Here is a 22762-nt window from a genome sequence, read left to right as displayed (position 1 = left end):
TCTTCGTCGAACCGGCGCTGCCGCCGGGCGGATTGCGCTTGCCGTCGAGCGGCGCCCTGCGGCGAATGCTCACCCTGTTCACTCATTCCTCACGCGCCGCTCATGACCAGCGGCCGGTGGCCGGTCCAGAACCGCTCACCTGCCGCCAAACTGGCGCGCGTCACAAGGATCGAAAGCGTATCATGAAAGCGTCCCTGCTCACCTCCGCCTGCAGCCTGCTGCTGCTTTCGCTGCCAGCCGCCCCGGCGCTTGCGCAGCAGCGTCCTGCCGCGCGGCAGACGCCGCCTGCCAAGCCCGAAGCCAAGGCCGAGGAAGTCGTCGTGACCGGCACCCGCGCCGACGTCATCGCCAAGCCCGACCGGCTAAGCTTCAGCATTGCCAACGACCTTCAGGCGCAGACCGGGACCCTCGCCGACGCCCTGCGCAACGTGCCGGGCGTCGAAGTCGACCTTCAGGGCCGGGTCAGCCTGCGCGGCGACCCGGGTGTCCAGATCCTGATCGACGGCCGGCCGTCGGCGGTGCTCCAGGGCGAATCGCGCGCCGATTATCTGCAGTCGACACCGGCGACCCGGATCGAGCGGGTCGAGGTCATTACCAATCCCTCGGCGGCGTTCAGCCCCGAAGGATCGGGCGGGATCATCAATCTGGTGACCAAGAAGAATCAGGCCGGCAGCCGCTGGGCCACGCTGCGCGCGATCGGCGGGCTCAACGGTCAGGTCGGCGCCAACGCGTCGGGCGCGATCACCAAGGGCGGTCTCACCGTCTCGGGCGAACTCGGCGCCCGCCGCTTCCCGAACGACGGCCGGGTGGAGCGCACTCGGCAGGGCGTCAACGCGCTCACCGGACTGACCGAGGTGGTTCGCCAAAGCGCCGAGACCGATAATGTGTTCACCGCCACCAGCGGCCGGCTCGGAGTCGAGTACGATCTCACCAAGACCAGCCGGCTGAGCGGCGACATCAGCCTTCGCCGCTTCTGGATCGACGGCGAGCGCGACGACACCATTCTTGGTCCCAATCCGGGCGACCTCCTTGAGCGGACCTCCGACAGCGGCGGTGGCGGCAGGATGGTGTCGTTCGAGGGGTCATGGCGCAAAAAGTTGCCGGGCGATGATCATGAACTGGTTGCCGACATCGAGATCGACCGGATGCGCTTCGATCGCGACTTCGACGGCATCAGCCGTCCCGGCGGGGCGAGCGGTGCGCCGACGTTCGAGCGGATCGGAAACCGGTTCGACCGCCGCGGCCTCGGCGGCAAGGTCGACTACAAGCGTCCGCTCGGCAAAGGCTCGTCGCTGAACCTGGGATATGAACTCGCCAGCGAGCGCAGCGACTTCAGCTTCGACGGCGAGCGCGGACCTGCGCTCGATCTGCTGCTTCCGATCGCTGGACTGAACAACGATTTTTCCTACGACCAGACGGTCCACGCACTCTACGCGACGACCACCTTCTCGCTCGGCAAGCTCGAGCTCCAGCCCGGGCTCCGGCTCGAGCAGGCACAGTATGAAATCGACCCCAAGACGCCCGACGGCGCGGTCGAGAACGAGTATGTGCGTCTCTATCCAACCATTCACCTCGGCTACGCGCTAAGCGAGACGCAGCGGCTCCGCGCCAGCTACAGCCGTCGCATCCAGCGACCCGGGGCGCAGGATCTCAACCCCTATCTGACCTACGTCGACCCGCAGAATTTTCGGCGCGGCAATCCTTTCCTTGGGCCCGAGGTGACGGATGCGTTCGAGCTCGGCTGGACCTATCGCAAGGGAGGCGGCTTCTATTCGATGACCGCCTTCTACCGCAGTTCGCGTGATGGCGTGACGGATATCATCGACGAGCTCGGCGACGGCATCCTCCTCACCACCCGAGCCAATCTTGCGCGGTCCAAGCGTTACGGGGTGGAGGCGATCGCCAACGGCAAGTTTGGCAAGACGCTTGGCTACAATTTGTCGGCAACGCTGTTCCACCACGAAATCGAGCCGGCGGGACTGTCGTTTCCGGTCGGCCGCTCGGGCACCAGTGGGAACGCTCGCGCCTCTTTCAACTGGCAGCCGACGACCAAGGATTTCTTCCAGCTCGGTGCGATTTACTCGGGCCGCCAACTGCTGCCGCAGGGTTATCGCGATGGTGGCGGGGTGGTGAACGCGGGCTATCGGCGCAAGATCAACGACAGGCTCAGCCTGCTCGCCACCGCCCAGGACCTGCTGAGCAGCGCGCGCTCGGTGACCAAGGTCGATACCAACGGCTTCCGCGAGAAGATCGTGACCGAGGGGCCGGGGCGGACGCTGCTGTTCGGCCTCACCTACAACCTCGGCGCTGGCGGCCGGCGGCGGCCTGATCAAGGGATCGAGTTTGAGTCCGGAGGATCGCCGATCCCGCAATAAGGGCTGCGCGCGAACGCCACCGCGGCGCCGAACAGGCCCGGCTGGGGCTGCGTCAGCATCCGCACCGGAACTGCCGCCATGCGCTGCTCATAGGGCGGCTTGGCAGCAAAGCGCGCGGCGAAGGCGGAGTTCGGCAACCGGTCGCGAAGCCGGTAGCCGAGCCCGCCGGCAAGCACGACACCGCTCGCGCCCTGTGCCAGCGCCAGATCGCCTGCAACCGAACCGAGGATCGCGCACCAGCGGTCGAAGGTCGCGGCGACTGCGCCGTTCTCGCCTGCGAGGACCGACTGCCACAGGTCGCGGTGCTCGGCCTCATTGCCGGTCAGCATGCGGTGGAGGTCGGCGAGCGCTGGGCCGCTTGCGACGCGTTCGGCGCTGACCCGGCCGAACTGCGGGCGCAACTCTTGGACCAACCGGTCTTCGACCGCGTCGTCGGGCGCGAAGCCGATATGGCCGCCTTCGGTGGCGATCGCCTGCCACGCGCCGTCACCGCCATGCGCGACTATCGCGACGCCAAGGCCGGTGCCGGGGCCGAGGATGGTGGTGACCCCGTGGCGGGGCAACGGTCCGGGCGGGCCGGCGAGGGGTGCGAACCATTCGTCATCGAGCGTCGCCACGGCGTTGGCGACCGCCTCGAAGTCGTTGACGATCACCGCATGGTCGATGCCTAGCTCGGCAAGGGAGGCGCGGTCGATCCGCCAGTCGTTGTTGGTCAGCTTGATGTCGCCGCCGTCGACCGGTCCAGCGAAGGCGAGGCCGAGCGCGTCGGGTTCGGCGCCGGGGCTGCGGCGGGCGAAGTCGGTCCAGGCGTCGGCGAAGGTCGGATGGTCGGAAGTGCCGAGCGTGACCGGCTCGCCGACCGACAGCACGTCGCGGCCGGCGATGGTGGCGAGGGCGAAGCGGGCGTTGGTCCCGCCGATGTCGGCGACAGCGATGGTGCGGGTCATCACCGGCAATGTGGACGGCGGGGCGGCGGCTGACTAGTCCGAGGGGAAAGGAGACAGCAGTGGTTTCCAAGGCGGTGTTGCTGTTCGGTGCGACCGGGGACCTTGCGCGGCGCATGCTGCTGCCCTCGCTTTTTGCCCTGCATGACGACGGCCTGCTCGGCCAAGACATTGAAATCCTTGCGACTTCCCGCTCCGAGCTGGACGACGCGGGCTACCGCGCGATGGCCGAGAAGGCGGTTCGCGAGCACCTTTCGGAAAGCGAGCGGACGGCCGACAATCTGCCCGGGTTCCTCGAGCGCATCTCCTATCAATCGCTCGACATCCAAGGCGGGCAGGCGGGCTTCGACCAATTGGCCGCGCGGCTCGGCGGCGGGGCGGGCGAGCTGGCGATCTTCCTGTCGACCGCGCCGAGCCTGTTCGAGCCGACCATCGCCGGGCTGAAGGCCGCGGGCCTCGCGCACGACAAGGCCCGGATCGGGCTCGAGAAACCGCTCGGCACCGACCTTGCCTCGTCGTGCGAGATCAACGACGCGGTCGCCGCCGCCTTCCCCGAGCAGCGGATTTTCCGGATCGATCATTATCTCGGCAAGGAGACGGTCCAGAACCTGCTCGCGCTGCGCTTCGCCAACGTGCTGTTCGAGCCGCTGTGGAATGCGCGCCACATCGACCATGTCCAGATCAGCGTCGCCGAAACCGTCGGGCTGGAAGGCCGCGCCGACTATTACGACGGCGTCGGCGCGCTGCGCGACATGGTCCAGAACCATGTCCTGCAATTGCTTGCGCTGGTGGCGATGGAGCCGCCGTCGCGGTTCGATTCGACCGCGGTGCGCGACGAAAAGGTCAAGGTGCTGCGCTCGCTCCGCCCGGTGACCTGCGACGACGGTGTCACCGGCCAGTACCGCGGCTATGATGGCGAATTGAAGCGCGACAGCGCCACCGAAACGTTCGTCGCGCTGAAGGCGCAGGTCGACAATTGGCGCTGGGCCGGCGTGCCCTTCTACCTGCGCACCGGCAAACGGCTGGCCGAGCGGCGGACCGAGATCGTCGTCCAGTTCAAGGCGGTGCCGCACTCGATCTTCTCCGAGCGCGGCGCAACCGCCATTCCCAACCGGCTGATCATCGCCATCCAGCCGCAGGAGAACATCCACCTGTCGGTGATGGCCAAGGAGCCGGGGCTCGACCGCGGCGGGATCAAGCTCAGGGAAGTACCGCTCGACATTTCGATGCCCGACGCGTTTGCCGGGCCGCGGCGGCGGATCGCCTACGAGCGGCTGCTGCTCGACCTGATCGAGGGCGACCAGACCTTGTTTGTGCGCCGCGACGAGGTCGAGGCCGAGTGGCAGTGGATCGACCAGGTGCGCGCCTGCTGGGCCGAGCAGGGCGCGGTGCCCGAATATTACGACGCGGGGAGCAAGGGTCCGGATTCGGCGGCTGCACTGATCGCCCGCGACGGCCGCGCCTGGCATGATTGAGCGATGAAGGTCGCGGTGGTCGGCGCTGGCGCGATCGGCGGCTGGGTCGCCGCGCGCCTGGCGCTGGCCGGCCACGATCCGGCGGTGCTGGTGCGGCCGGGACGGGACTTGCCGAGCCTGTCGCTGGAAGGCGCCGAAGAGCGGCAGATGGTCGCGATCCACTCCAGCGACGAAGCCGCGGAGTTCGGCCCGCAGGACGTCGTCGTCCTGGCGGTCAAGGCGTTCGCCCTTGCCGAGGCGGTGGAGGCGGCGGCGCCGCTGATCGGGCCGGCGACCGCGGTCGTGCCGATGGTCAACGGCGTGCCGTGGTGGTTCGCCGATCCGCCGCTGGCGAGCGTCGATCCCGGCGGCCGGATCGCCGCCGCGCTGCCGCTGGAGCGGGTGGTCGGCTGCGTCGTCCACGCCGCGGTCCGGCGCGAGGGTGAGCGGATCATCGTCCAGCAGGCCGACAAGCTGATCCTCGGCGAACCCGGCGGCGGGGACAGCGCGCGCGTGGCGGCGATCGCCGGGCTGTTCGCCAAAGCCGGCATTCGCGCCGAGGCGAGCGCCGAAATCCGCCGCGCCATCTGGTATAAGGCGTGGGGCAATATGACGGTCAACCCGCTGTCGGCGCTGACCGGCGCCGCCGCCGACCGGATCATCGCCGAGTGCCGCCCGCTGCTGCTCGCCTGCATGGAGGAAGCGCGCGCCATCGGTGCGGCGATCGGCTGCCCGATCACCGAAAGCGGCGAGGCGCGGATCTCGGTGACCGAGCGGCTCGGCGCGTTCAAGACGTCGATGCTGCAGGACTCCGAGGCCGGGCGGCCGATCGAGCTCGAAGCGTTGCTCGGAGCGCCGCTCGAACTGGCGCGGCGGCATGGCGTGGCGGCGCCGCAGCTGGCCGCGCTGTATGCGATGACCCGGCTGATGGGAGAGGCGCGGGGGCTGGTTTAGTTCGTCATTGAGCGGAGCGAAGCGAAGCAGTCCAGCTTTGCGCCGCTCGATTGCTTCGGCGCTGCGCGCCTCGCAATGACGAGACTTCGCTCCTCCCTGCGGGCGCGGCTCGCGGGGAGGGGGACCATCCGTAGCCGAAGGCGAAGGATGGTGGAGGGGTTTGTGCCCGGCCCCTCCGTCACGCCTGCGCTGCGCTTCGGCGTGCCACCTCCCCACGCCTGCGGCGCAGGGAGGAGCGTTAGCTACCTCCGACCACTTTCTGTTCGATGGTGCCGAAGATCGGGTGGTGCTTGTCGTCCATCATGGTGATCGAGACGGTGTCGCCGGCCTTGAGGAATTCGGTCTCGGGCTGGCCGCGCAGGATGGTCTCGACCATGCGCACTTCGGCGATGCAGCTGTAGCCCAAACCGCCGTCGGCGACCGGCCGGCCGGGTCCGCCATCGGTGTCGCGGTTGGAGACGGTGCCCGAGCCGATGATCGTGCCGGCGCCGAGTTTGCGGGTCCGCGCGGCGTGGGCGATCAAAGTGCCGAAGTCGAAGGTCATGTCCTCGCCCGAATCGGCGCGGCCGAACGGCTGGCCGTTCAACTGGACCATCAGGCAGCCGTGGAGCTTGCCGTCCTTCCACCGCGCGCCGAGCGCCTCAGGGGTGACGAACACCGGCGAGAAGCTCGATGCCGGCTTGGACTGGAAGAAGCCGAAGCCCTTGGCGAGCTCACCCGGGATGAGGTTGCGCAAGGAGACGTCGTTGGTCAGCCCGACCAGACGGATGTACTGCAGCGCGTCGGCGGCGCTGACCCCCTGCGGCACGTCGCCGGTCACCACCACCACCTCGGCCTCAAGGTCGCAGCCCCAACTTTCGTCGGCCAGCAGGATGTCCTCGCGCGGGCCGAGAAAGCCGTCGCTGCCGCCCTGGTACATCAACGGATCGTGCCAGAAGCTGTCGGGCATCTCGGCGCCGCGCGCCTGCCGCACAAGGGCGACATGGTTCACATAGGCCGAGCCGTCGGCCCACTGGAACGCGCGCGGCAGCGGCGAGGCGGCGTCGCGTTCGTGAAAGCGCATACGCGGGATGGCGCCATGCTCGAGGTCGGTCGCGAGGCTCGCCAGAAGCGGCTCATAGCGCTCCCAATCGTCGAGCGCGCCCTGCAGCGTCGGCACGATATGGCCGGCGTCGGCGAACCAGGCGAGATCGTTCGAGACGACCACCAGCCGGCCGTCGCGGCCGCCTTTGAGGGAAGCGAGTTTCATGGGTCAACGATCTCCGTTCGTCCCGAGCGACGTCGAGCGACGTGTCTCGACTTCGCTCGACACTAACGGGGAGGGGAGTGTCAAGGAACGAGCGATCGGGGAGAGCGGCGCGGGCGCCTATTCGACGAGCGAGCCGGGATCGACGTGGAGCCACTGGGCGTGGCCCGGGGCCTTCTTGGTGCGGCTCCATTCGTCGAGCATCAGCGGCGCGACCCGCTCGAGCTCGGCATATTGCTCCGCAGTGCCGATGTTGCACGCCAGCTCGAGCCGGTGGCCGTTGGGATCGAAGAAATAGATCGAGCGGAAGATGCCGTGGAAGGTCGGGCCGAGCACCTCGATGCCCCTGGATTCGAGATGCGCCTTGGCCGCCATCAGCGTGTCGAGATCGGCCACTTCGAAGGCGATGTGCTGGACCCATTCCGGCGTGTTGGGGTCCTTGCCCATCTCGGGCTGGTTGGGCAGCTCGAAGAAGGCGATGACATTGCCGCCGCCGCAATCGAGGAACACGTGCATGTAGGGATCGTAGGCGCCGGTCGAGGGGACGTGGTCCTCGGCGAAGGCGGTGGTGTAGCGCATGCCGAGCATGTCGCGGTAGAAATCGACGGTCGTCTTGGCGTCCTTGCAGCGATAGGCCGCGTGGTGGATCCGCTTGAGCTCGAACGGGTGGGTCATGCGCCCTTGCTAGGCCGCGCGGGCGCAGATTTCAAACGGGGGCGGGCGGACGCCGGGGAGCGCCCGCCCGAGTCTGTGCTAGGTCCGGCTTCCGCCGGAATGTTTGACTGGACCCCGGCTTTTGCCGGGGTGAAGCGCTGGGGGGCGCTTCAGTTCACATTGACCTCGATCTTGTCGGGGATATTGATGTCGTCGCTCTTCGACCCGAAGCCAAGCTCGTCCTTGAACAGGAACAGCAGCACCAGGACGACGATGATCAGCAGCACCACGGCGAGGATTCCGCCGCCGCCGCCGCTGTCGGTCTCGACGATCGTCGTGCGCTCGACGGTGTCGTGGTCTCTCGCGCGGTCGTGTTCGTCAACCATGTCACCACTCCCTGTTCTGAACATGTTATCGTTGCGAAACGAACGCCCGCCGGACGCGGCTGGTTCCTTGGCGTGCCGCGCCGGAACGCAAAAAGGCCGGGCAAGCCCGGCCTCGTGCGCTCGCGATTGCGGCGGCTGGGACTAGCCCTGGCGCGCCTTGAAGCGACGGTTGGTCTTGTTGATGACGTAGGTGCGGCCGCGGCGGCGGATGACTCGGCAATCGCGGTGGCGCGCCTTCAGCGACTTGAGGGAATTGCGAATCTTCATGGCCGGGCGCCTGCTCGTTCTCGGGTTGCTTATATGTCGAAAGAGGTCCGTGGACCGCGCGGCTCCCTAGTCGGCGCGGCTGGCCAAGTCAAGGCGCGGGCGGGCCGCTTGGCAGGTGCGCGGCGCGTCTCTATCAGTCGGCGCGAACCCCCTTCCACCGCCAAAAGTGAAGTCCATCATGCCGCTCACCATCTCCAGCTCGTTCGATTCCGGCAACATCCGCGTGGTCTCGGTCAGCGACAACGGCGCCGAGCTCGAGATCGCCGCCGATCACATGAGCGACTTCTACCAGTGGTTCCACTTCCGCGTGGCCGGCGCCGGGGGGCGCGAGGTGACGCTGCGCATCACCAATTGCGCCGGGGCGGCCTATCCCGACGGCTGGCCGGGCTATCGGGCGTGTCTGTCGCTCGACCGCGAGGATTGGGTGCGGGTGCCGGACACGAGCTACGCCGACGGGGTGCTGACGATCCGCTTCACGCCCGAGACCGACATCGTCTGGCTGGCCTATTTCGCGCCTTACTCGATGGAGCGGCACCACGATTTGGTGTCGAGCGTCGCCGCGCTTCCCGGTGTCGGCTACCGAAGCCTGGGCAAGAGCCTCGACGGACAGGACATCGATTGCCTGACGATCGGCGAGGGCGGGACGACGGTGTGGCTCTACGCGCGCCAGCACCCGGGCGAGACGATGGCCGAATGGTGGATGGAAGGCGCGCTCGAGAAGCTGACCGATCCGGACGATCCGGTGGCGCGCGTGCTGCGCTCGGAATGCACCTTCCACGTGGTGCCCAACATGAACCCCGACGGTTCGCGGCGCGGGCATTTGCGAACCAATGCGGTGGGCGTCAACCTCAATCGCGAATGGCATGCGCCGAGCGCCGAGAAGAGCCCCGAGGTGCTGTGCGTGCGCGACGCGATGGACGCCGATCCGCCGGCGTTCGCGATGGACGTCCACGGCGACGAGGCGATCCCCGCCAACTTCCTCGCCGGCTTCGAGGGCATCCCCTCGCTGACCGAGCGGCAGAGCGAGCTGTTCAAGCTGTTCAGCAGCACGCTCGAGCGGCTGTCGCCCGATTTCCAGACCCGCCAGGGCTATGAGATCCCGGCGCCGGGCCAGGCCAATATGTCGATGTCGACGACCCAGCTGGCCGAGCGCTACGGCTGCGTGTCGATGACGCTGGAGATGCCGTTCAAGGACAATGGCGATTTGCCCGACGAGCTCTACGGCTGGAGCCCGGAGCGGTCGAAATATCTCGCCGCGTCGTGCCTCGACGCGCTTCATGCCATCCTGCCGGAGTTGAGCGCGGCAAAGGCCGCGCCGGCGCTCGAGCGCGAGACCGCCTGATGCCGACGCTGGTGCTGCTGCGCCACGGCCAGTCGCAGTGGAACCTCGAGAACCGCTTCACCGGCTGGTGGGACAGCGACCTGTCGCCCAAGGGGATCGACGAGGCACGCGCCGCGGGGCGGCTGTTGGCCGAGCGCGGCATGGATTTCGACGCCTGCTTCACCTCAGTGCTGACGCGCGCGATCCGGACGCTGCACCTGGTGTTGCACGAGATGGACCGGCTGTGGCTGCCGGTGGTCAAGGACTGGCGACTCAACGAGCGCCACTATGGCGGGCTGACCGGGCTCAACAAGCAGGAGATGATCGACAAGGTCGGCGCCGACCAGGTCAAGATCTGGCGCCGCTCGTTCGATATCCCGCCGCCGCCGCTCGAGCCCGACAGCGAGTGGCGCCTTGCCGGCGACCGCCGCTACGCAAAGGTGACGGTGCCGGAATCGGAGAGCCTCAAGGACACGATCGAGCGCGTGCTGCCTTATTATCGCGCCGAGATCGAACCGCGGCTGGCGGCCGGCGAGCGGGTCATCGTCGCCGCTCACGGCAACTCGCTGCGCGCGCTCGAAAAGCATCTGTCAGGGATCAGCGACGTGGACATCATCGGGCTCGAAATCCCGACCGGCCAGCCGATCGTCTACGAGCTCGCCGACGACCTTAGCGTCACCGACCGCTACTACCTCAGCGAGCGCTAGGCCGCCTTCGTCTTCTCGCGGTACATCGCCTGGTCGGCGCGATCGAGCACGCTTTCGGGCGTGTCGCCGCGCTCGATCACGGCGAGGCCGATGGCGACGCTGAGCTCGAGCGCCACGCCGCGGTGGATGCACTCGCTCTCCGCCACCTGAAGCGCCAGCCGCCGGGCGGTCTCGGCGGCATGCTCGCTCGGGCTGTGGTCGAGCAGCACCGCGAACTCGTCGCCGCCGATCCGCGCGACCATATCGGTCTTGCGCAGATTGTCGGTCATCAGCCGGGTGAGGTGGATCAACGCGGCATCGCCGGCGGCATGGCCGTGGGCGTCGTTGATGCGCTTGAGGCCATCGACATCGACGAACAGGATCGCTGCGGGCACGAGGTGGCGCTCGTGGCGCGCGAGCAGCATCGACAGCGCCTTCATCAGCCCGCGGCGGTTGGCGGCCGGGACCAGAGTATCCATGCACGCCGCTTCGTCGAGCTGCTCGACTCGCGATTCGAGGCGCTCGATCTCGGCCTTCAGCCGCTGGATCTCGCTCATCAACGCGTCGGGTTCGGCGTCCCGCACAACATGGTCCATCGAGGTGACTTAGCCCGCTGTTTGTGGACCGGATATAACAGAGGTTAAGTCCGAGCGGAACTTGCCTTACGCGCCTGTCCCGCCGCCGGACGATTGCGCGCCTCGCGGCTTGTTCCTACACCGCCTTAAGGCCTTCTCGGGGGAGCGTATCGGCGATGGGCGGCGTTGAAATCGGGATCATCATGGGCAGCCGCTCCGACTGGGAGACGCTGCGCCATGCCGCCGAGACGCTCGATTCGCTCGGCATCGCCCACGAGACCAAGGTCGTCTCCGCCCACCGCACGCCGAAGCGGCTCTACGATTACGCGGGCGGCGCGGCGGCGCGCGGGCTCAAGCTGATCATCGCCGGGGCCGGCGGAGCGGCGCACCTGCCCGGAATGGCGGCGTCGATGACAGCGCTCCCGGTGCTCGGCGTGCCGGTCGAATCGAAGAGCCTGGGCGGGCTCGATAGCCTGCTGTCGATTGTCCAGATGCCGGCCGGAGTGCCGGTCGGAACGCTGGCGATCGGCAAGGCCGGGGCGGTCAACGCCGCCTTGCTCGCCGCGGCCATGCTGGCGACGACCGACGAGGCGCTGGCGGGGCGGCTCGCCGAGTGGCGCGCGCGCCAGACTGAAAGCGTCGCCGAGAGCCCCGAGTGAGGCGGTGGTGACGGCACTGGCGCCCGGCGCCACGATCGGCATCCTCGGCGGCGGCCAGCTCGGCCGGATGATGGCGCTGGCCGCGGCCGGGCTCGGCTTCCGCTGCCACATCTACGATCCCCACGAGGCGCCGTGCGCGGCCCGCGTCAGCGCGGCCTTCACCCGTGGCGCGTTCGACGACCGCGACGCGCTGACCCGCTTCGCCGCCGCCTGCGATGTCGTCACCTACGAGTTCGAGAATATCGCCGTCGCTCCGCTCGCCGCGCTCGGGGCCAAGCTGGTGCCGGGCGCCCGCAGCCTGGAGGTGGCGCAGGACCGGGCGGCGGAAAAGGCGTTCCTGGGGGCGGTCGGGGCGCGGGTCGCGCCGTGGCGTCCGGTCGATTCGGCCGAGGACGCGGCCGCGGCCGAGGCGGCGCTCGGCCTGCCGCTGGTGCTCAAGACCCGGCGCCTCGGCTACGACGGCAAGGGTCAGGCCTGGGCGCGCGAGGCAGGCGGCGCGGCGGCGGCGTTCGAGGCGATCGGCCGCCAGCCGGCGGTGGCCGAGGCGGGCGTCCAATTCGCCGCCGAATTCTCGCTGATCGTCGCGCGCGACGCCGACGGCGCGACGCGCTGCTTCGATCCGCCGCGCAACCAGCATGACGGCGGCATCCTGCGCCGCTCGACCGTTCCCGGCGGCGAGCTGGTCGAGAGCCAGGCGGCGGCGGCGCGCGGGATCGCCGAGCGGATCGCCGGAGAGCTCGGCCATGTCGGCGTGCTGACGGTCGAATTCTTCGCTACCGCCGACGGCCCGCTGGTCAACGAGATCGCGCCACGGGTCCACAACAGCGGCCACTGGACGATCGAGGGCGCGCTGACCTCGCAATTCGAGCAGCACGTGCGGGCGATCTGCGGCCTTCCGCTGGGCGATCCGGGGCTGGTCGCGGGCGGCGCGGAGATGGAGAATCTGATCGGTTCAGAGATCGAGCGCTGGGCCGAGCTGGTCGCCGAGCCGGGCGCGGCGGTCCACCATTACGACAAGGGCGAAGCGCGCGCCGGGCGCAAAATGGGGCATGTGACGAGGCTGAGCCGCCGAGCGTAGCGAAGCCGACGTTTGGCGTCGGCGAGCAGCGCGAAGAGACGGCGAAGCGCGGACGGCCTGCGCCCTTGGGGCGACAGGACCGACGGCGCGGATTTACTCCGCGCCGGCGCCAGCACGAACATCGCCCCCGTTGCACCGGGACCCCTCCACCATCCGCCTACGCCTGCGGCTTCGGCGGACGGTCCCCCTCCCCACCGCTGCGCGGCAGGGAGGAGCGTTGGCTCAGCGGGGCTGAACAACCTCGATCGGGTACCCCAGCTTTTCGAGCTGCGGGCGGATCTTGGCGGCGTCGCCGACGACCACCCAGACGAAGCCCTTGGGGTCGACCGCGCCGCGGATCGCCTTGTCGAGGTCGGCCGCGGTGAGCGTGCGGTAGCGCGCGGCGAGCGTCTCGTAATAGCTGTCCGGGCGGCCGTAGAGGTCGTTGCTCATCATCGCCCCGAGCACCGCCTCGCTGGTCTCGAACTGGCCGGGCAGGGCGTTGATCCGGTTGGCGATGGTCCGCTCCTGCTCCTCGGCGGTGACCCCCTTGGCGCCGAGGAAACCGCTCAGCTGCTCGTTGAGCGCGACGATCGAATCGCCGGTGCGGTCGGCCTGGACCGGGGCGCTGATGATGTAGGGCACCGCGCGCTCCTGGAGCTGGGCCGAGCCGCGCACGCCGTAGGACCAGCCCTTGGTCTCGCGCAGGTCCATGTTGATGCGCGACAGGAAGTTGCCGCCGAGCACGTCGTTGGCCGAGCCGAGCGCCTCGACCGCGCTCTTCGGATCGACCGGCGTGACCTGGCCGGCGAGGATCACCGACTGCGGCGATTGCGGCCGGTCGACCAGCACGATGCGCGGGCTCGACGGGCGCGGCGGGACGGCGGCGAACTGCTTGACGCCCTTGGTGCCGGAGGTCGTCCAGCGGCCGAACTCGGCCTCGAGCAGCGGCATCACCTGGGCCCGCGGCTTGTCGCTGACGACGTAGATTTTCGCGTTGTCGGGGCGAAGCCAGGCGGCGCGGAAGGCGAGCAATTCGTCGCGGGTCATCGCCTTCACCGCCGCCTCGTCGCCGCCGCGCACCACGGCGTAGGGATGGTCGGCGCCGAACAGCAGCGAGGGCAGCAGGCGCTGGCCGATCCCGCTCGGGTCCTTCTTGGCCTGGGCGATGGCGGTCAGCGTCTGGGTGCGCAACCGCTCGATCTCGGCCGGCGCGAACGCGGCGTCCTTGATCGTCGCCCCGAGCAGCGACAGCGACGGCGCGAGGTTGGGCGACAGCGCCGACAGATAGACCGTCGAGCGGTCGATCGAACCGGTCGCGTTGATGTTCGCGCCGAGCGTCTCGCGCGCCTCGGCGAGCTGCTGCGAGCTCATCGTCGACGTGCCCTCGTCGAGCATCGCCATGGTGAACGACTGGAGGCCGCGGCGATTGGCCGGATCGGCCGCGTCGCCGGCGTCGAACGACACCGCGACCTGGGTCACCGGGACCGCGCTGCGCTGGGCGTATTCGACTTCGATACCGTTCGACAGGCGGGTGTTGGTGATGTCCGGGAAGTCGAGGCCGGCAAGCTGGCCGAGCGGCGGGATGGGACGCGGCTGGCCCTTGGGCGCGGCGGCGCTGTCCTTGGCGGCAGTGGTCGCGGCGACCGCCTTGGCTTCCTCATAGGCCGGCCGGTCGCCGGGCTCGAGCTGCAGCGTGAAGGCCGGGCGGGTCAGCCACTGGCGCATCGCGCGCTGCACTTCGGCCGGCGTGACGGTGGCATAATTGGCCAGCGTGCGGGCGTAGAAATTGCTGTCGCCGGTGAAGGTCTCGCCCTCGGCCAGCGTGACGGCCTTGCCGCCGAAGCCGCCGACCGATTCGAGCCCGCGGATCCGTCCGCCGACCTCGCTGGTGGCGGCGCGCTTCACTTCCGCCGCGCTCGGGCCCTTGGCGATGAACTCGGCGAGGATCTCGTTGACCCGCCGCTCGACCAGCGCCGGGTCGACGCCCGGCTTGACCGTCGCCTGGGTGAAGAAGATGCCGACGCGCTGGAACGGGTAGAGGCCGGCCGAGACGCTGGTCGCGATCTTCTCGTTGCGCACCAGCACCTCGTCGAGGCGCGAGCTGGCGAGGCCGCCGAGGATCGAGCCGCCGACGTCGAGCGCGACCAGCTGGCGGTCGAGCAGGCCCGGCATCGGCCAGTAGCGCGCCACGCTGGTCGCCGCGACGCGGTCCTTCATCACCATCCGGCGGTCGGCCTTGAGGGTCGGGATCGCCGCCTGCGCGGGCACGTTGACCGGGCCGCGCTTGATGTGGCCGAAATATTTCTGGACCAGCGGCCGCGCCTCGGCGGCGTTGATGTCGCCGGCCAGCACCAGCACGGCGTTGTTGGGGCCGTAATTGTCGACGAACCACTGGCGCACGTCGGCGAGGCTGGCGCTGTCGAGGTCGGCCATCGATCCGATCGGCGAATGGCGATAGGGGTGGCCTTCGGGGAACAGCGCTTTCAGCACCTCGTAGAAGACGAGGCCGCCAGGCTGGTTGTCGCCCTGGCGCTTTTCGTTCTGGACCACGCCGCGCTGGTTATCGAGCACGCTCTGGCTGACCGCTCCGAGCAGATGGCCCATGCGGTCGCTTTCCATGAACAGCACCCGCTCGAGCGCGCCCTTGGGCACCGTCTGAAAATAGTTGGTGCGGTCGAAATTGGTGGTGCCGTTATAATCGGTGGCGCCGATCTGCTGGAGATATTTGAAGAAGTCGTCGGGCAGATTCTCCGAGCCGTTGAACATCAAATGCTCGAACAGATGGGCGAAGCCGGTCTTGCCCCGGGGCTCGTCCTTGGAGCCGACGTTGTACCACATCGCGACCCCGACGACCGGCGCCTTGCGGTCCTCGTGGACCAGCACGGTGAGGCCGTTGGCGAGCTTGAACTCGCTGTGCGGGATGCGCACCCGGCTGATCAGTTGCGGCACCGGGGTCGGCTTGACGGCGACCGCGCTCGATTGCGCCTGGGCGGTAGAAACGAGCGCGAGCGGCGCGGCGGCGGCGAGCAGGAACGACAGGCGAAGCGGGCTGGGCATCGGGGGGAATCCTCGAAAATCTGAAGCGGATGGCGCGCACCCTAGGCGCTGGCGCGACGCTGGCAAGCGCCAAGCCGCTGACATCCGTGAGCTTTCGACCAATGGCGGGAGCAGCGCTGCGGCCGCCCCCGCGATCGGCGGCCGTCTAGCGCGCCTGCGGCGCCGCCAGTGCGGCGTTCTGCGGCAGGCCGCCGAGCTGGGTCACCAGCCTGGTGTAGGCGTCGAGATAGGCGAGCACGATGACCTGACCGATCTCCGTGTTCTGGTAGCCGTGGCCGCCGGCCGCGGCGAACCCGCCCCACCAGCCGCCGCCGCCGCCGGCGCCCCAGCTGATGTCCTTCTTGCGGGCATAGCCTTCGACCAGCGCCTCCTCCTCGGTGGTGCGGGCATTGACTACCGACAAGGTGACGTTGGCCTCGCCCTTCTTGACGTTGATCCCGCCGATCAGCCCGCCGACGAAGCTTCCGCCGCTCCCGAACAGGCCGCCGAGCGCCCCGGCCGCCGCGCCGAACCCGCCGCCGCCGCTGTTGTTGTTGGCGGTGACGATGTTGGGCTCGAGGAAATAGTCGGCCGCCTTGACCTGGCCCTTGCCGAGGTTGGAGCCCTGCTGGAGCTCGCCCTGCTCGGCCAATGCGCGCTCCATCGCCCGGCTTTGCATCGAGCGGCCGCGATTGACGATCCCGAAGCAGCCGGACTGCTGGATGAACACCTTGAGGATCGCCTCCGGGCTGCTGAGGTTGAGCTCGCGCCACCACTGGTTCTCGGGCTCGACGATGGCGATCGTGCCGAGCCGCCGGTTGCACACCGGGATCTGGGCCGTCGCGCGCGACTGCATGGTGCGCGCCTCGCTGGCGCGGGTGTTGCTGGTCTGGGCGGCGGCCGGAACGGTGAGCGCCCCCGCGCCGATGACGGTGCCGAGGTTGGCGAGAGTGCGGATCATGATCTGAAAATTCCCCCTTTGCTTCGCGGCGAGGGGAAAGACGGCTTGACGACGGGCGCGCGCCGGCCCTCGAGCCGACGCTTTCAGCCACGCGACCAAGACCGGAATACCCCCCGTTCAGCCCCCGTCAGGGGCCGCGCGCATACTTAATCTAAATCAAGGCCGGTGGCTAGCGGCCTCGTGCGCCAGCGCGCCGAGATCGGCGTCGCGGACGTGGCGGTAGCGGGCCATCACCACGCTCACCGCGCCGAACAGCAGCAGGCCGACGGCGATCGCCTTGAAGAGCAGGGGCATGTCGTCGCGGACCACCGCCAGCGCATCGCCGAAATCGCGCCAGCGCTCCCCGTCGAGCCCGGCCTTCAGTGCGAACCAGCCGACGATCGCGAACACCACGCCGCGCGCGGCATAGCCCGCCTGGCCGGCCGGCTTGACCAGCGCCGGGGCGTTGGGCTCCATTTCGTCCATGAACTCGGCCTTGTAGGCGATCACCAGCTGCACCGCCGCGACGACCAGGATGACCAGCCCGGCGAGGATCAGCAGGATGTCGCCGCCCGGCGCGTCGGACACGCTGCTGGCGGCATCCTCGGCGCCGCCCTGGCCGCTCGCCCGGCCGCTCCCGCCGGTCTTCGCACCGACATCGAGCATCGCGCGCACGGCGACGAACGCCAGCACCCAATAAGCGAGGCCGCTGCCGACCCGGCCGCTGCGTTTGGCAAGCGCCTTGCCCTCGGTCCCGTCACCGTCGAGGTCAGCGACGCCGGCGGCGATCTTGTACAGCCCGTAGCCGAACAGCCCGACCGCGAGCAGCGCGAGGAGCAGTGTGCCAAGCGGCATCGCCTCGACCGATTCGACCGCTTCGCCGGCCGACATCGGGCGGTTGGAATCGAACGCCAGCCAGCCGATGATGAGATAGACGATGCCGCGCGCGAGATAGCCCAGCTGGGCCCAGGTCCGAAGGTGCCGCGCGCGCTCCATGCCATTCTCCATCACGTTTCGTTAGCAGACCGATGACGCGCCCTTATGTTCCTGCTAGCGGCCCCGGCAACATGACCGACCTCTCCAAGATCCGCAATTTTGCGCACATCGACCACGGCAAGTCGACGCTCGCCGACCGGCTGATCCAGCGCACCGGCGGCCTCACCGACCGCGAGATGACGCGCGGCCAGATGCTCGACAATATGGAGATCGAGCAGGAACGCGGAATCACCATCAAGGCGCAGACCGTGCGCCTGACGTGGAAGGGCCACACGCTCAACCTGATGGACACGCCCGGCCACGTCGACTTCGCCTATGAGGTTTCGCGCAGCCTCGCCGCCTGCGAGGGCGCCTTGCTGGTGGTCGACGCGGCGCAGGGGGTCGAGGCACAGACGCTGGCCAACGTCTACCAGTCGATCGAGCACGATCACGAGATCATCCCCGTCATCAACAAGATCGACCTGCCCGCGGCCGAGCCGGAAAAGGTCCGCCACGAGATCGAGGACATCATCGGCCTCGACGCCAGCGAGGCCGTCCTCGCCAGCGCGAAATCGGGCATCGGCATCGACGAAGTCCTCGAAGCGATCGTCGCCAAGATCCCGCCGCCCAAGGGCGACCGCGCCGCGCCGCTCAAAGCCATGCTGGTCGACAGCTGGTACGACCCCTATCTCGGCGTGGTTATCCTGGTGCGCGTCATCGACGGCGCGCTGCGCAAGGGTCAGCAGGTCAAGTTCATGGCCGCCGGCACCACCCACCTCGTCGACCGGGTCGGCTGCTTCACGCCCAAGATCGAGCAGCTCGCCGAGCTCGGCCCCGGCGAGATCGGCTTCATCACCGCCCAGATCAAGGAGGTCAGCCAGACCGCGGTCGGCGACACCATCACCGATGCCAAGCGCCCCGCCGCCGAGCCGCTGCCCGGCTTCAAGCAGGTCCAGCCGGTGGTGTTCTGCGGCCTCTTCCCGACCGACGCGGCCGAGTTCGAGAAGCTCCGCGAAAGCCTCTACAAGCTGCGCCTCAACGACGCCTCGTTCAGCTTCGAGATGGAATCCTCCGCCGCGCTCGGCTTCGGCTTCCGCTGCGGCTTCCTCGGCCTCCTCCACCTCGAGATCATCCAGGAGCGGCTGACCCGCGAGTACGACCTCGACCTCATCACCACCGCGCCGAGCGTGGTCTACAAGATGCACCTCGCGCATTCGAAGAACGAGCCGGCGACCACGATCGAGCTCCACAACCCGGCCGACATGCCCGATCCCAACCGGATCGAGAGCATCGAGGAGCCGTGGATCCTCGCCACCATCTACACCCCCGACGAATATCTCGGCGGGATCCTCAAGCTGTGCCAGGACCGCCGCGGCATCCAGCGCGAGCTGACCTATGTCGGCGGCCGCGCCCAGCTCAAGTACGAGCTTCCGTTGAACGAGGTGGTGTTCGACTTCTACGACCGCCTCAAGAGCATCTCCAAGGGCTACGCCAGCTTCGATTACGAGCAGATCGGCCACCGCGAGGGCGACCTCGTCAAGATGACCATCCTGGTCAACGAGGAGCCGGTCGACGCGCTCAGCATGATCACCCACCGCGGCACCGCCGAAGCCCGCGGCCGCGGCATGTGCGAGCGGTTAAAAGAGCTCATCCCCAGGCACCTCTTCAAAATCCCGATCCAGGCGGCGATCGGCGGCAAGGTCATCGCCCGCGAAACGATCAGCGCGATGCGCAAGGACGTGACGGCGAAATGCTACGGCGGCGATGCGACGCGCAAGCGCAAGCTGCTGGAGAAGCAGAAGAAGGGCAAGGCCAAGATGCGGGAATATGGGAGTGTTTCGATACCTCAAGAAGCTTTTATTGCTGCGTTGAGGATGGGGGACGACGCCTAAGGTTCCAGCGATGCTTCAGCATCGTTGGAATGCGTCGGAGGGGAAGAATAAGCCGCAGAGCGTAGCGACGCCGACGCGAAGCGTCGCCGGAGCAGCGCGCAGAGCCGGCGCATTCCGGCCGGCAGGTCGGCGCAGCCGAACCGTTCGACGTCACGAAAGCGAAGCTGGCCGTCAGGTCAATTTACTTCGTGAAGGCCTATTTCAATTTTAGCGAAGACCCGTATTCTCGAATCGCTCGGTCCGCGTTTTTGTCGGGGGTGGGGCCGTGCGTCGAGCTCAACAACATTTGAGCACCTTGCACCTTTCGGGGATGCAATGAACGAGCCCCTTACATTGGACAGCTATCAAGCTGCGGCTGTCGGCACCGACGTCTCTAAAGGGGATGATAGTCCATCATTTTTGCTATTAGGTCTCTTTGGCGAAGCCGGTAGCGTTCTTTCTGAAGTTAAAAAGCATGAGCGCGATAGGACAGTTGACTACCGCGAAAGAGTTACCGAGGAACTTGGAGACGTACTCTGGTACTTGAGCGCCGTTGCTGCCAGAAACTCGATCACGCTCAGTGAAATTGCATCTCTCGCTATCGGCATGCTTCCCGATCACGCGACGGTCGATTCATCACTGACGTTTCGCGACCTTCAGCCACGGCTTAGAGGGATTCCGGTTGAGCCCAGCCTCTTGCTCGAATGGCGGCTCATCGATTTAGCCGAGAAAGTCGGCCAGCTTGTGTATGACCATCGACTCTTCTTGAAGAAAAGAAACCGAGCACCGCTCATCGAGTCCTTTTCGAATGTCTTCGGCGAGATTCTGGCCGTGGCAAACCGAACCGAGATTGAACTTCAAGACGCCGCTCTAGCTCAACTCCGCAAGGCGGAGGAGAGATGGCCGAAGACTCGAATATTGCCAACTTATAAAGATGACGAGTTTCCAGAATACGAGCGGCTTCCGCGAAACCTCGAAGTCGAGATTCGGGAGGAGAAAAGAGGAGACCGGTATTTCGTATTTCAACGCTGCAACGGGATTAACGTTGGCGATAGACTAACGGATAACATCAAGGATCCCGACGACTATCGATTTCACGACGTGTTTCACTATGCCTATGTGGCCGTGTTGGGATGGTCGCCCGTAACCCGAGCGCTCTACAGACTGAAGCGCAAGAGTGATGCGAAGGTAGACGAAGCGGAAGACGGTGCCCGCGCCATTTTGATAGAGGAAGGAATCGCTACGCTCGTATTCAACGAAGCAAAAAAGAACGCACTTTTCGAAGGAGTCAATCGTGGGAAACTTAGCTTCGACTTGCTGAAGATAATTAGGAAGTTTGTCGGGGGATACGAGATTCAAGATGCGCCCTACTGGGCATGGGAAGAAGCGATCCTAGAGGGCTATGCTGCCTTCCGATATCTTAAGAGTAATCGGAGCGGCCGATTGATCATACGGGATCGAAAGCTCAGCATCGAGCCGTTGTGAGGGCAGTTGAACCATTCCCGATATCCACAGGCGGCGACCTTTCAAAATTCCACGGAGGCTCTAACGACTGGCCTTTCAAAGGGCCTTCGATGTCTCCCAAAAAATTCGTGAGTGCGCTCGCTGATGTGAGAATGCCGAACGTCTTCAATCCGTACTCTGACGTTTGCCCTCATTTTGACCTTACGGACGCACCGGCACGCCGTCGGTCAAATCTTGAAGCGCACCTGCAGGCATCTCTCGACTTGTGCGTTAACACGCTCTGGGTTGCGCGTGACCTCGGATATCGCGGTGGAAGACGCACCGGGATTGCACTGACCGACGAGGCAAACCTCGGGAATCTGACCCGTTCATTTGGTAAGCAGCTTCCTGTGGTTCGGGCCACCAGGGGGCCGGTCGTTGCCGAACGCACCGCAGCGGTTATTTGGGGTGTGGTTCAGGAAATTCAGATTCCAGTGTTCACCTGGAATGTCTTCCCTCTCCATCCGCATGGGCACAACGATCCGCTTTCAAATCGCTGTCATTCGAGGAGCGAGCGACAATCTTGCAAATGGATTCTGGAAGCGCTTCTCGAATTGCTGCAGCCTACAAAAATTGTGGCTATTGGTAATGACGCTGCGTCGGGTCTGGAAGATTTGGGAGTGGAGTGTTTAAAAGTCAGGCACCCAAGTTACGGTGGCGTTGCCGATTTCAAACGAGGCATTTGGTCAATTTATGGCTATGATTCCTCAGTGCGTCGGGAAAATCACTCACCACGGTTTTTCTAGTCTTTCCTGACACCCTCGTTTCCGTTATGTTCCTGATTCCGAAGGGAGTCTGTGATGGCGAAAAAGGCGTGCATTGTATTCACGGAAGCAAGGGCGGCGGAGGCCGAAGTGGTTGCCAAACGTCTGCAAGAAAACGGCTTCGACGCTTGCATGGCAGAGGTAAGCATCACGGAGGCGAAGGCTGTCCAAGCCGGCGACGCCTCTACGCTCCCGGATCATGTGAAGGATTGCTTAGACGGAGCAGAAGTCTGCGTAATTCTGGTCGACGAAGAGGCCGCACTCGGTGGGATTGGCGGCCTTGCTTCCGATGGAGGCTGCCGCGTGGTGACAGTTGGTGGCGATCCAGCAATCCTTCCCACTGATATTGATGACATCATTGATGGTCACGTGCCCTCACCGGATGCGCCAGACCTAATCGACGTGGTCGAAGGTGAGCCAGAGCGGATCCGGCCGGACAATTCGCCAGCTCCGCCTCGGGAGCCAGACAGAGTCAAGTGCCAATAAATGACTGTTTGGGCGTACAAAATTAGCCGTGATTATGGCTTCGCGCCCAACCCGTATTTTGGCTACTGCACAATCGCTTGTTGCAAGCCCGATATTCGCCGGAAGGCGGCCGTTGGGGACCTAATTATCGGATGCGGAAGCTCGAAGCTGAATCTGGTTGGTCGCGTAATTTTCGCCATGAGGGTGGCGGAAAGACTAACGTTCGATGAGTACTGGAACGACGAAAGATTTGAGCGGAAGAAGCCGGTCTTCACTGCTGGCAAGGCACGCGCTTACGGTGACAACATTTATCATCAGAATGAGCCCGGGATCTGGGTGCAAGAAGACTCGCACCACAGTCTGGACGGTGGGGGAAAAAATGCCTTGAATGCCGCGCGAGACTTGGGGGCCGATGCAGTGCTTGTAGGGACTGATTTTGCTTATTGGGGAAGTTCCGCAGCCGAGATTCCCCCGGTCCTTCGAAACTTTGAAGGCGACGATCTGTATCCAAACGTGAGGAATTTTCGGAACGGCTATTCTGACGCCCTGCAGGCAGCAGCAATTGCATGGTTTGACGCTGGTCCCAAAGGTCGAATTGGGCGTCCGGTCAATTGGAAGTAATGAACC

21 protein-coding genes are annotated in these 22762 nt (G+C 66.4%); 12 read left to right on the top strand and 9 right to left on the bottom strand.

What is annotated here, in order from left to right:
- The first annotated feature begins 182 nt into the window (after nt 1-182).
- Complete coding sequence (locus D0Z60_RS08595) at nt 183-2375, top strand: outer membrane beta-barrel family protein (RefSeq protein ID WP_162888164.1); 2193 nt, start codon at nt 183-185, stop codon at nt 2373-2375.
- Here the strand turns inward: D0Z60_RS08595 and D0Z60_RS08590 are convergent.
- Nucleotides 2330-3322, bottom strand: a complete 993-nt coding sequence (locus D0Z60_RS08590) for a glucokinase (protein WP_118857855.1) — start codon at nt 3320-3322, stop codon at nt 2330-2332. The genes D0Z60_RS08595 and D0Z60_RS08590 overlap by 46 nt on opposite strands.
- A gap of 8 nt (nt 3323-3330) precedes the next feature.
- On the opposite strand from D0Z60_RS08590, the gene zwf reads away from it, so the two are divergent.
- Nucleotides 3331-4794: a glucose-6-phosphate dehydrogenase gene (gene zwf, locus D0Z60_RS08585; protein ID WP_118857854.1), complete on the top strand. Its 1464-nt coding sequence runs from the start codon at nt 3331-3333 to the stop codon at nt 4792-4794.
- 3 nt (nt 4795-4797) lie between these two features.
- On the top strand, nt 4798-5727 hold the full coding sequence (locus D0Z60_RS08580) for a 2-dehydropantoate 2-reductase (RefSeq protein ID WP_118857853.1): 930 nt from the start codon (nt 4798-4800) through the stop codon (nt 5725-5727).
- 238 nt (nt 5728-5965) lie between these two features.
- On the opposite strand, the gene D0Z60_RS08575 is transcribed toward D0Z60_RS08580, so the two are convergent.
- The 4 genes from D0Z60_RS08575 to ykgO all read right to left on the bottom strand — a co-directional run bounded on the left by D0Z60_RS08575 (nt 5966) and on the right by ykgO (nt 8280).
- Nucleotides 5966-6976 (bottom strand): fumarylacetoacetate hydrolase family protein, encoded by a 1011-nt coding sequence (locus D0Z60_RS08575; RefSeq protein WP_118857852.1) that lies wholly within the window; start codon nt 6974-6976, stop codon nt 5966-5968.
- Nucleotides 6977-7093: 117 nt separating this feature from the next.
- A complete protein-coding gene (locus D0Z60_RS08570; RefSeq protein ID WP_118857851.1) occupies nt 7094-7648 on the bottom strand; it encodes a VOC family protein in 555 nt (184 codons plus the stop codon).
- A 149-nt stretch (nt 7649-7797) separates the two neighbouring features.
- Nucleotides 7798-8013, bottom strand: coding sequence for a hypothetical protein (locus tag D0Z60_RS08565; protein WP_118857850.1), 216 nt, complete (start codon nt 8011-8013; stop codon nt 7798-7800).
- A gap of 141 nt (nt 8014-8154) precedes the next feature.
- A complete protein-coding gene (ykgO, locus tag D0Z60_RS08560; RefSeq protein WP_118857849.1) occupies nt 8155-8280 on the bottom strand; it encodes a type B 50S ribosomal protein L36 in 126 nt (41 codons plus the stop codon).
- A 178-nt stretch (nt 8281-8458) separates the two neighbouring features.
- Between ykgO and D0Z60_RS08555 the strand changes: the two genes are divergently transcribed.
- Both D0Z60_RS08555 and gpmA read left to right on the top strand, forming a co-directional pair.
- Complete coding sequence (locus D0Z60_RS08555; protein ID WP_118858515.1) at nt 8459-9622, top strand: M14 family metallopeptidase; 1164 nt, start codon at nt 8459-8461, stop codon at nt 9620-9622.
- Nucleotides 9622-10308 carry a 2,3-diphosphoglycerate-dependent phosphoglycerate mutase gene (gpmA, locus tag D0Z60_RS08550; protein ID WP_118857848.1) on the top strand — a complete coding sequence of 229 codons (687 nt, stop codon included), beginning with the start codon at nt 9622-9624 and terminating at the stop codon, nt 10306-10308. The genes D0Z60_RS08555 and gpmA overlap by 1 nt, the downstream gene beginning before the upstream one ends.
- Here gpmA and D0Z60_RS08545 read toward each other — a convergent pair.
- A complete protein-coding gene (locus D0Z60_RS08545; RefSeq protein WP_162888163.1) occupies nt 10305-10871 on the bottom strand; it encodes a GGDEF domain-containing protein in 567 nt (188 codons plus the stop codon). The genes gpmA and D0Z60_RS08545 overlap by 4 nt on opposite strands.
- 167 nt (nt 10872-11038) lie before the next feature.
- Between D0Z60_RS08545 and purE the strand changes: the two genes are divergently transcribed.
- Entirely contained in the window at nt 11039-11521 is a 483-nt protein-coding gene (gene purE / locus D0Z60_RS08540; RefSeq protein WP_118857846.1) for a 5-(carboxyamino)imidazole ribonucleotide mutase, read from the top strand.
- Between the two features lie 7 nt (nt 11522-11528).
- Entirely contained in the window at nt 11529-12599 is a 1071-nt protein-coding gene (locus D0Z60_RS08535; RefSeq protein WP_118858514.1) for a 5-(carboxyamino)imidazole ribonucleotide synthase, read from the top strand.
- Between the two features lie 222 nt (nt 12600-12821).
- Here the strand turns inward: D0Z60_RS08535 and D0Z60_RS08530 are convergent, their stop codons facing one another.
- The 3 genes from D0Z60_RS08530 to D0Z60_RS08520 all read right to left on the bottom strand — a co-directional run bounded on the left by D0Z60_RS08530 (nt 12822) and on the right by D0Z60_RS08520 (nt 17565).
- Complete coding sequence (locus tag D0Z60_RS08530) at nt 12822-15638, bottom strand: M16 family metallopeptidase (protein ID WP_118857845.1); 2817 nt, start codon at nt 15636-15638, stop codon at nt 12822-12824.
- Between the two features lie 145 nt (nt 15639-15783).
- Nucleotides 15784-16578, bottom strand: coding sequence for a CsgG/HfaB family protein (locus D0Z60_RS08525; protein WP_205421049.1), 795 nt, complete (start codon nt 16576-16578; stop codon nt 15784-15786).
- 156 nt (nt 16579-16734) lie between these two features.
- Nucleotides 16735-17565, bottom strand: a complete 831-nt coding sequence (locus D0Z60_RS08520) for a DUF1206 domain-containing protein (RefSeq protein WP_118857844.1) — start codon at nt 17563-17565, stop codon at nt 16735-16737.
- Between the two features lie 59 nt (nt 17566-17624).
- Here D0Z60_RS08520 and lepA point away from each other — a divergent pair, with 59 nt between their 5' ends.
- The 5 genes from lepA (at nt 17625) to D0Z60_RS11720 (ending at nt 22756) form a co-directional block, all read left to right on the top strand.
- Nucleotides 17625-19424, top strand: coding sequence for a translation elongation factor 4 (gene lepA, locus D0Z60_RS08515; RefSeq protein ID WP_118857843.1), 1800 nt, complete (start codon nt 17625-17627; stop codon nt 19422-19424).
- Between the two features lie 315 nt (nt 19425-19739).
- Nucleotides 19740-20888, top strand: coding sequence for a nucleoside triphosphate pyrophosphohydrolase family protein (locus D0Z60_RS08510; protein ID WP_118857842.1), 1149 nt, complete (start codon nt 19740-19742; stop codon nt 20886-20888).
- An 89-nt stretch (nt 20889-20977) separates the two neighbouring features.
- Nucleotides 20978-21652 carry a uracil-DNA glycosylase gene (locus tag D0Z60_RS08505; protein ID WP_118857841.1) on the top strand — a complete coding sequence of 225 codons (675 nt, stop codon included), beginning with the start codon at nt 20978-20980 and terminating at the stop codon, nt 21650-21652.
- A 54-nt stretch (nt 21653-21706) separates the two neighbouring features.
- Nucleotides 21707-22156 carry a hypothetical protein gene (locus D0Z60_RS11725; protein WP_162888162.1) on the top strand — a complete coding sequence of 150 codons (450 nt, stop codon included), beginning with the start codon at nt 21707-21709 and terminating at the stop codon, nt 22154-22156.
- On the top strand, nt 22157-22756 hold the full coding sequence (locus D0Z60_RS11720) for an Nmad2 family putative nucleotide modification protein (protein WP_162888161.1): 600 nt from the start codon (nt 22157-22159) through the stop codon (nt 22754-22756).
- Nucleotides 22757-22762 lie beyond the last annotated feature (6 nt).

The sequence above is a fragment of the Sphingomonas mesophila genome (genome assembly GCF_003499275.1).
GTDB lineage: Bacteria > Pseudomonadota > Alphaproteobacteria > Sphingomonadales > Sphingomonadaceae > Sphingomicrobium > Sphingomicrobium mesophilum.
This window is presented reverse-complemented; position numbering and strand designations above follow the sequence as displayed.

Bases quoted from the DNA above. Each gene is read 5' to 3' on its own strand.
- gpmA (WP_118857848.1), top strand. From the start codon at position 9,622: ATGCCGACGCTGGTGCTGCTGCGCCACGGCCAGTCGCAGTGGAACCTC.
- ykgO (WP_118857849.1), bottom strand. From the start codon at position 8,280: ATGAAGATTCGCAATTCCCTCAAGTCGCTGAAGGCGCGCCACCGCGAT.
- D0Z60_RS11720 (WP_162888161.1), top strand. From the start codon at position 22,157: ATGACTGTTTGGGCGTACAAAATTAGCCGTGATTATGGCTTCGCGCCC.
- D0Z60_RS11725 (WP_162888162.1), top strand. From the start codon at position 21,707: ATGGCGAAAAAGGCGTGCATTGTATTCACGGAAGCAAGGGCGGCGGAG.
- D0Z60_RS08520 (WP_118857844.1), bottom strand. From the start codon at position 17,565: ATGGAGAATGGCATGGAGCGCGCGCGGCACCTTCGGACCTGGGCCCAG.
- D0Z60_RS08525 (WP_205421049.1), bottom strand. From the start codon at position 16,578: ATGATCCGCACTCTCGCCAACCTCGGCACCGTCATCGGCGCGGGGGCG.
- D0Z60_RS08530 (WP_118857845.1), bottom strand. From the start codon at position 15,638: ATGCCCAGCCCGCTTCGCCTGTCGTTCCTGCTCGCCGCCGCCGCGCCG.
- D0Z60_RS08555 (WP_118858515.1), top strand. From the start codon at position 8,459: ATGCCGCTCACCATCTCCAGCTCGTTCGATTCCGGCAACATCCGCGTG.
- D0Z60_RS08565 (WP_118857850.1), bottom strand. From the start codon at position 8,013: ATGGTTGACGAACACGACCGCGCGAGAGACCACGACACCGTCGAGCGC.
- lepA (WP_118857843.1), top strand. From the start codon at position 17,625: ATGACCGACCTCTCCAAGATCCGCAATTTTGCGCACATCGACCACGGC.
- purE (WP_118857846.1), top strand. From the start codon at position 11,039: ATGGGCGGCGTTGAAATCGGGATCATCATGGGCAGCCGCTCCGACTGG.
- D0Z60_RS08505 (WP_118857841.1), top strand. From the start codon at position 20,978: ATGTCTCCCAAAAAATTCGTGAGTGCGCTCGCTGATGTGAGAATGCCG.
- D0Z60_RS08595 (WP_162888164.1), top strand. From the start codon at position 183: ATGAAAGCGTCCCTGCTCACCTCCGCCTGCAGCCTGCTGCTGCTTTCG.
- D0Z60_RS08570 (WP_118857851.1), bottom strand. From the start codon at position 7,648: ATGACCCACCCGTTCGAGCTCAAGCGGATCCACCACGCGGCCTATCGC.
- zwf (WP_118857854.1), top strand. From the start codon at position 3,331: ATGTGGACGGCGGGGCGGCGGCTGACTAGTCCGAGGGGAAAGGAGACA.
- D0Z60_RS08575 (WP_118857852.1), bottom strand. From the start codon at position 6,976: ATGAAACTCGCTTCCCTCAAAGGCGGCCGCGACGGCCGGCTGGTGGTC.
- D0Z60_RS08590 (WP_118857855.1), bottom strand. From the start codon at position 3,322: ATGACCCGCACCATCGCTGTCGCCGACATCGGCGGGACCAACGCCCGC.
- D0Z60_RS08580 (WP_118857853.1), top strand. From the start codon at position 4,798: ATGAAGGTCGCGGTGGTCGGCGCTGGCGCGATCGGCGGCTGGGTCGCC.
- D0Z60_RS08510 (WP_118857842.1), top strand. From the start codon at position 19,740: ATGAACGAGCCCCTTACATTGGACAGCTATCAAGCTGCGGCTGTCGGC.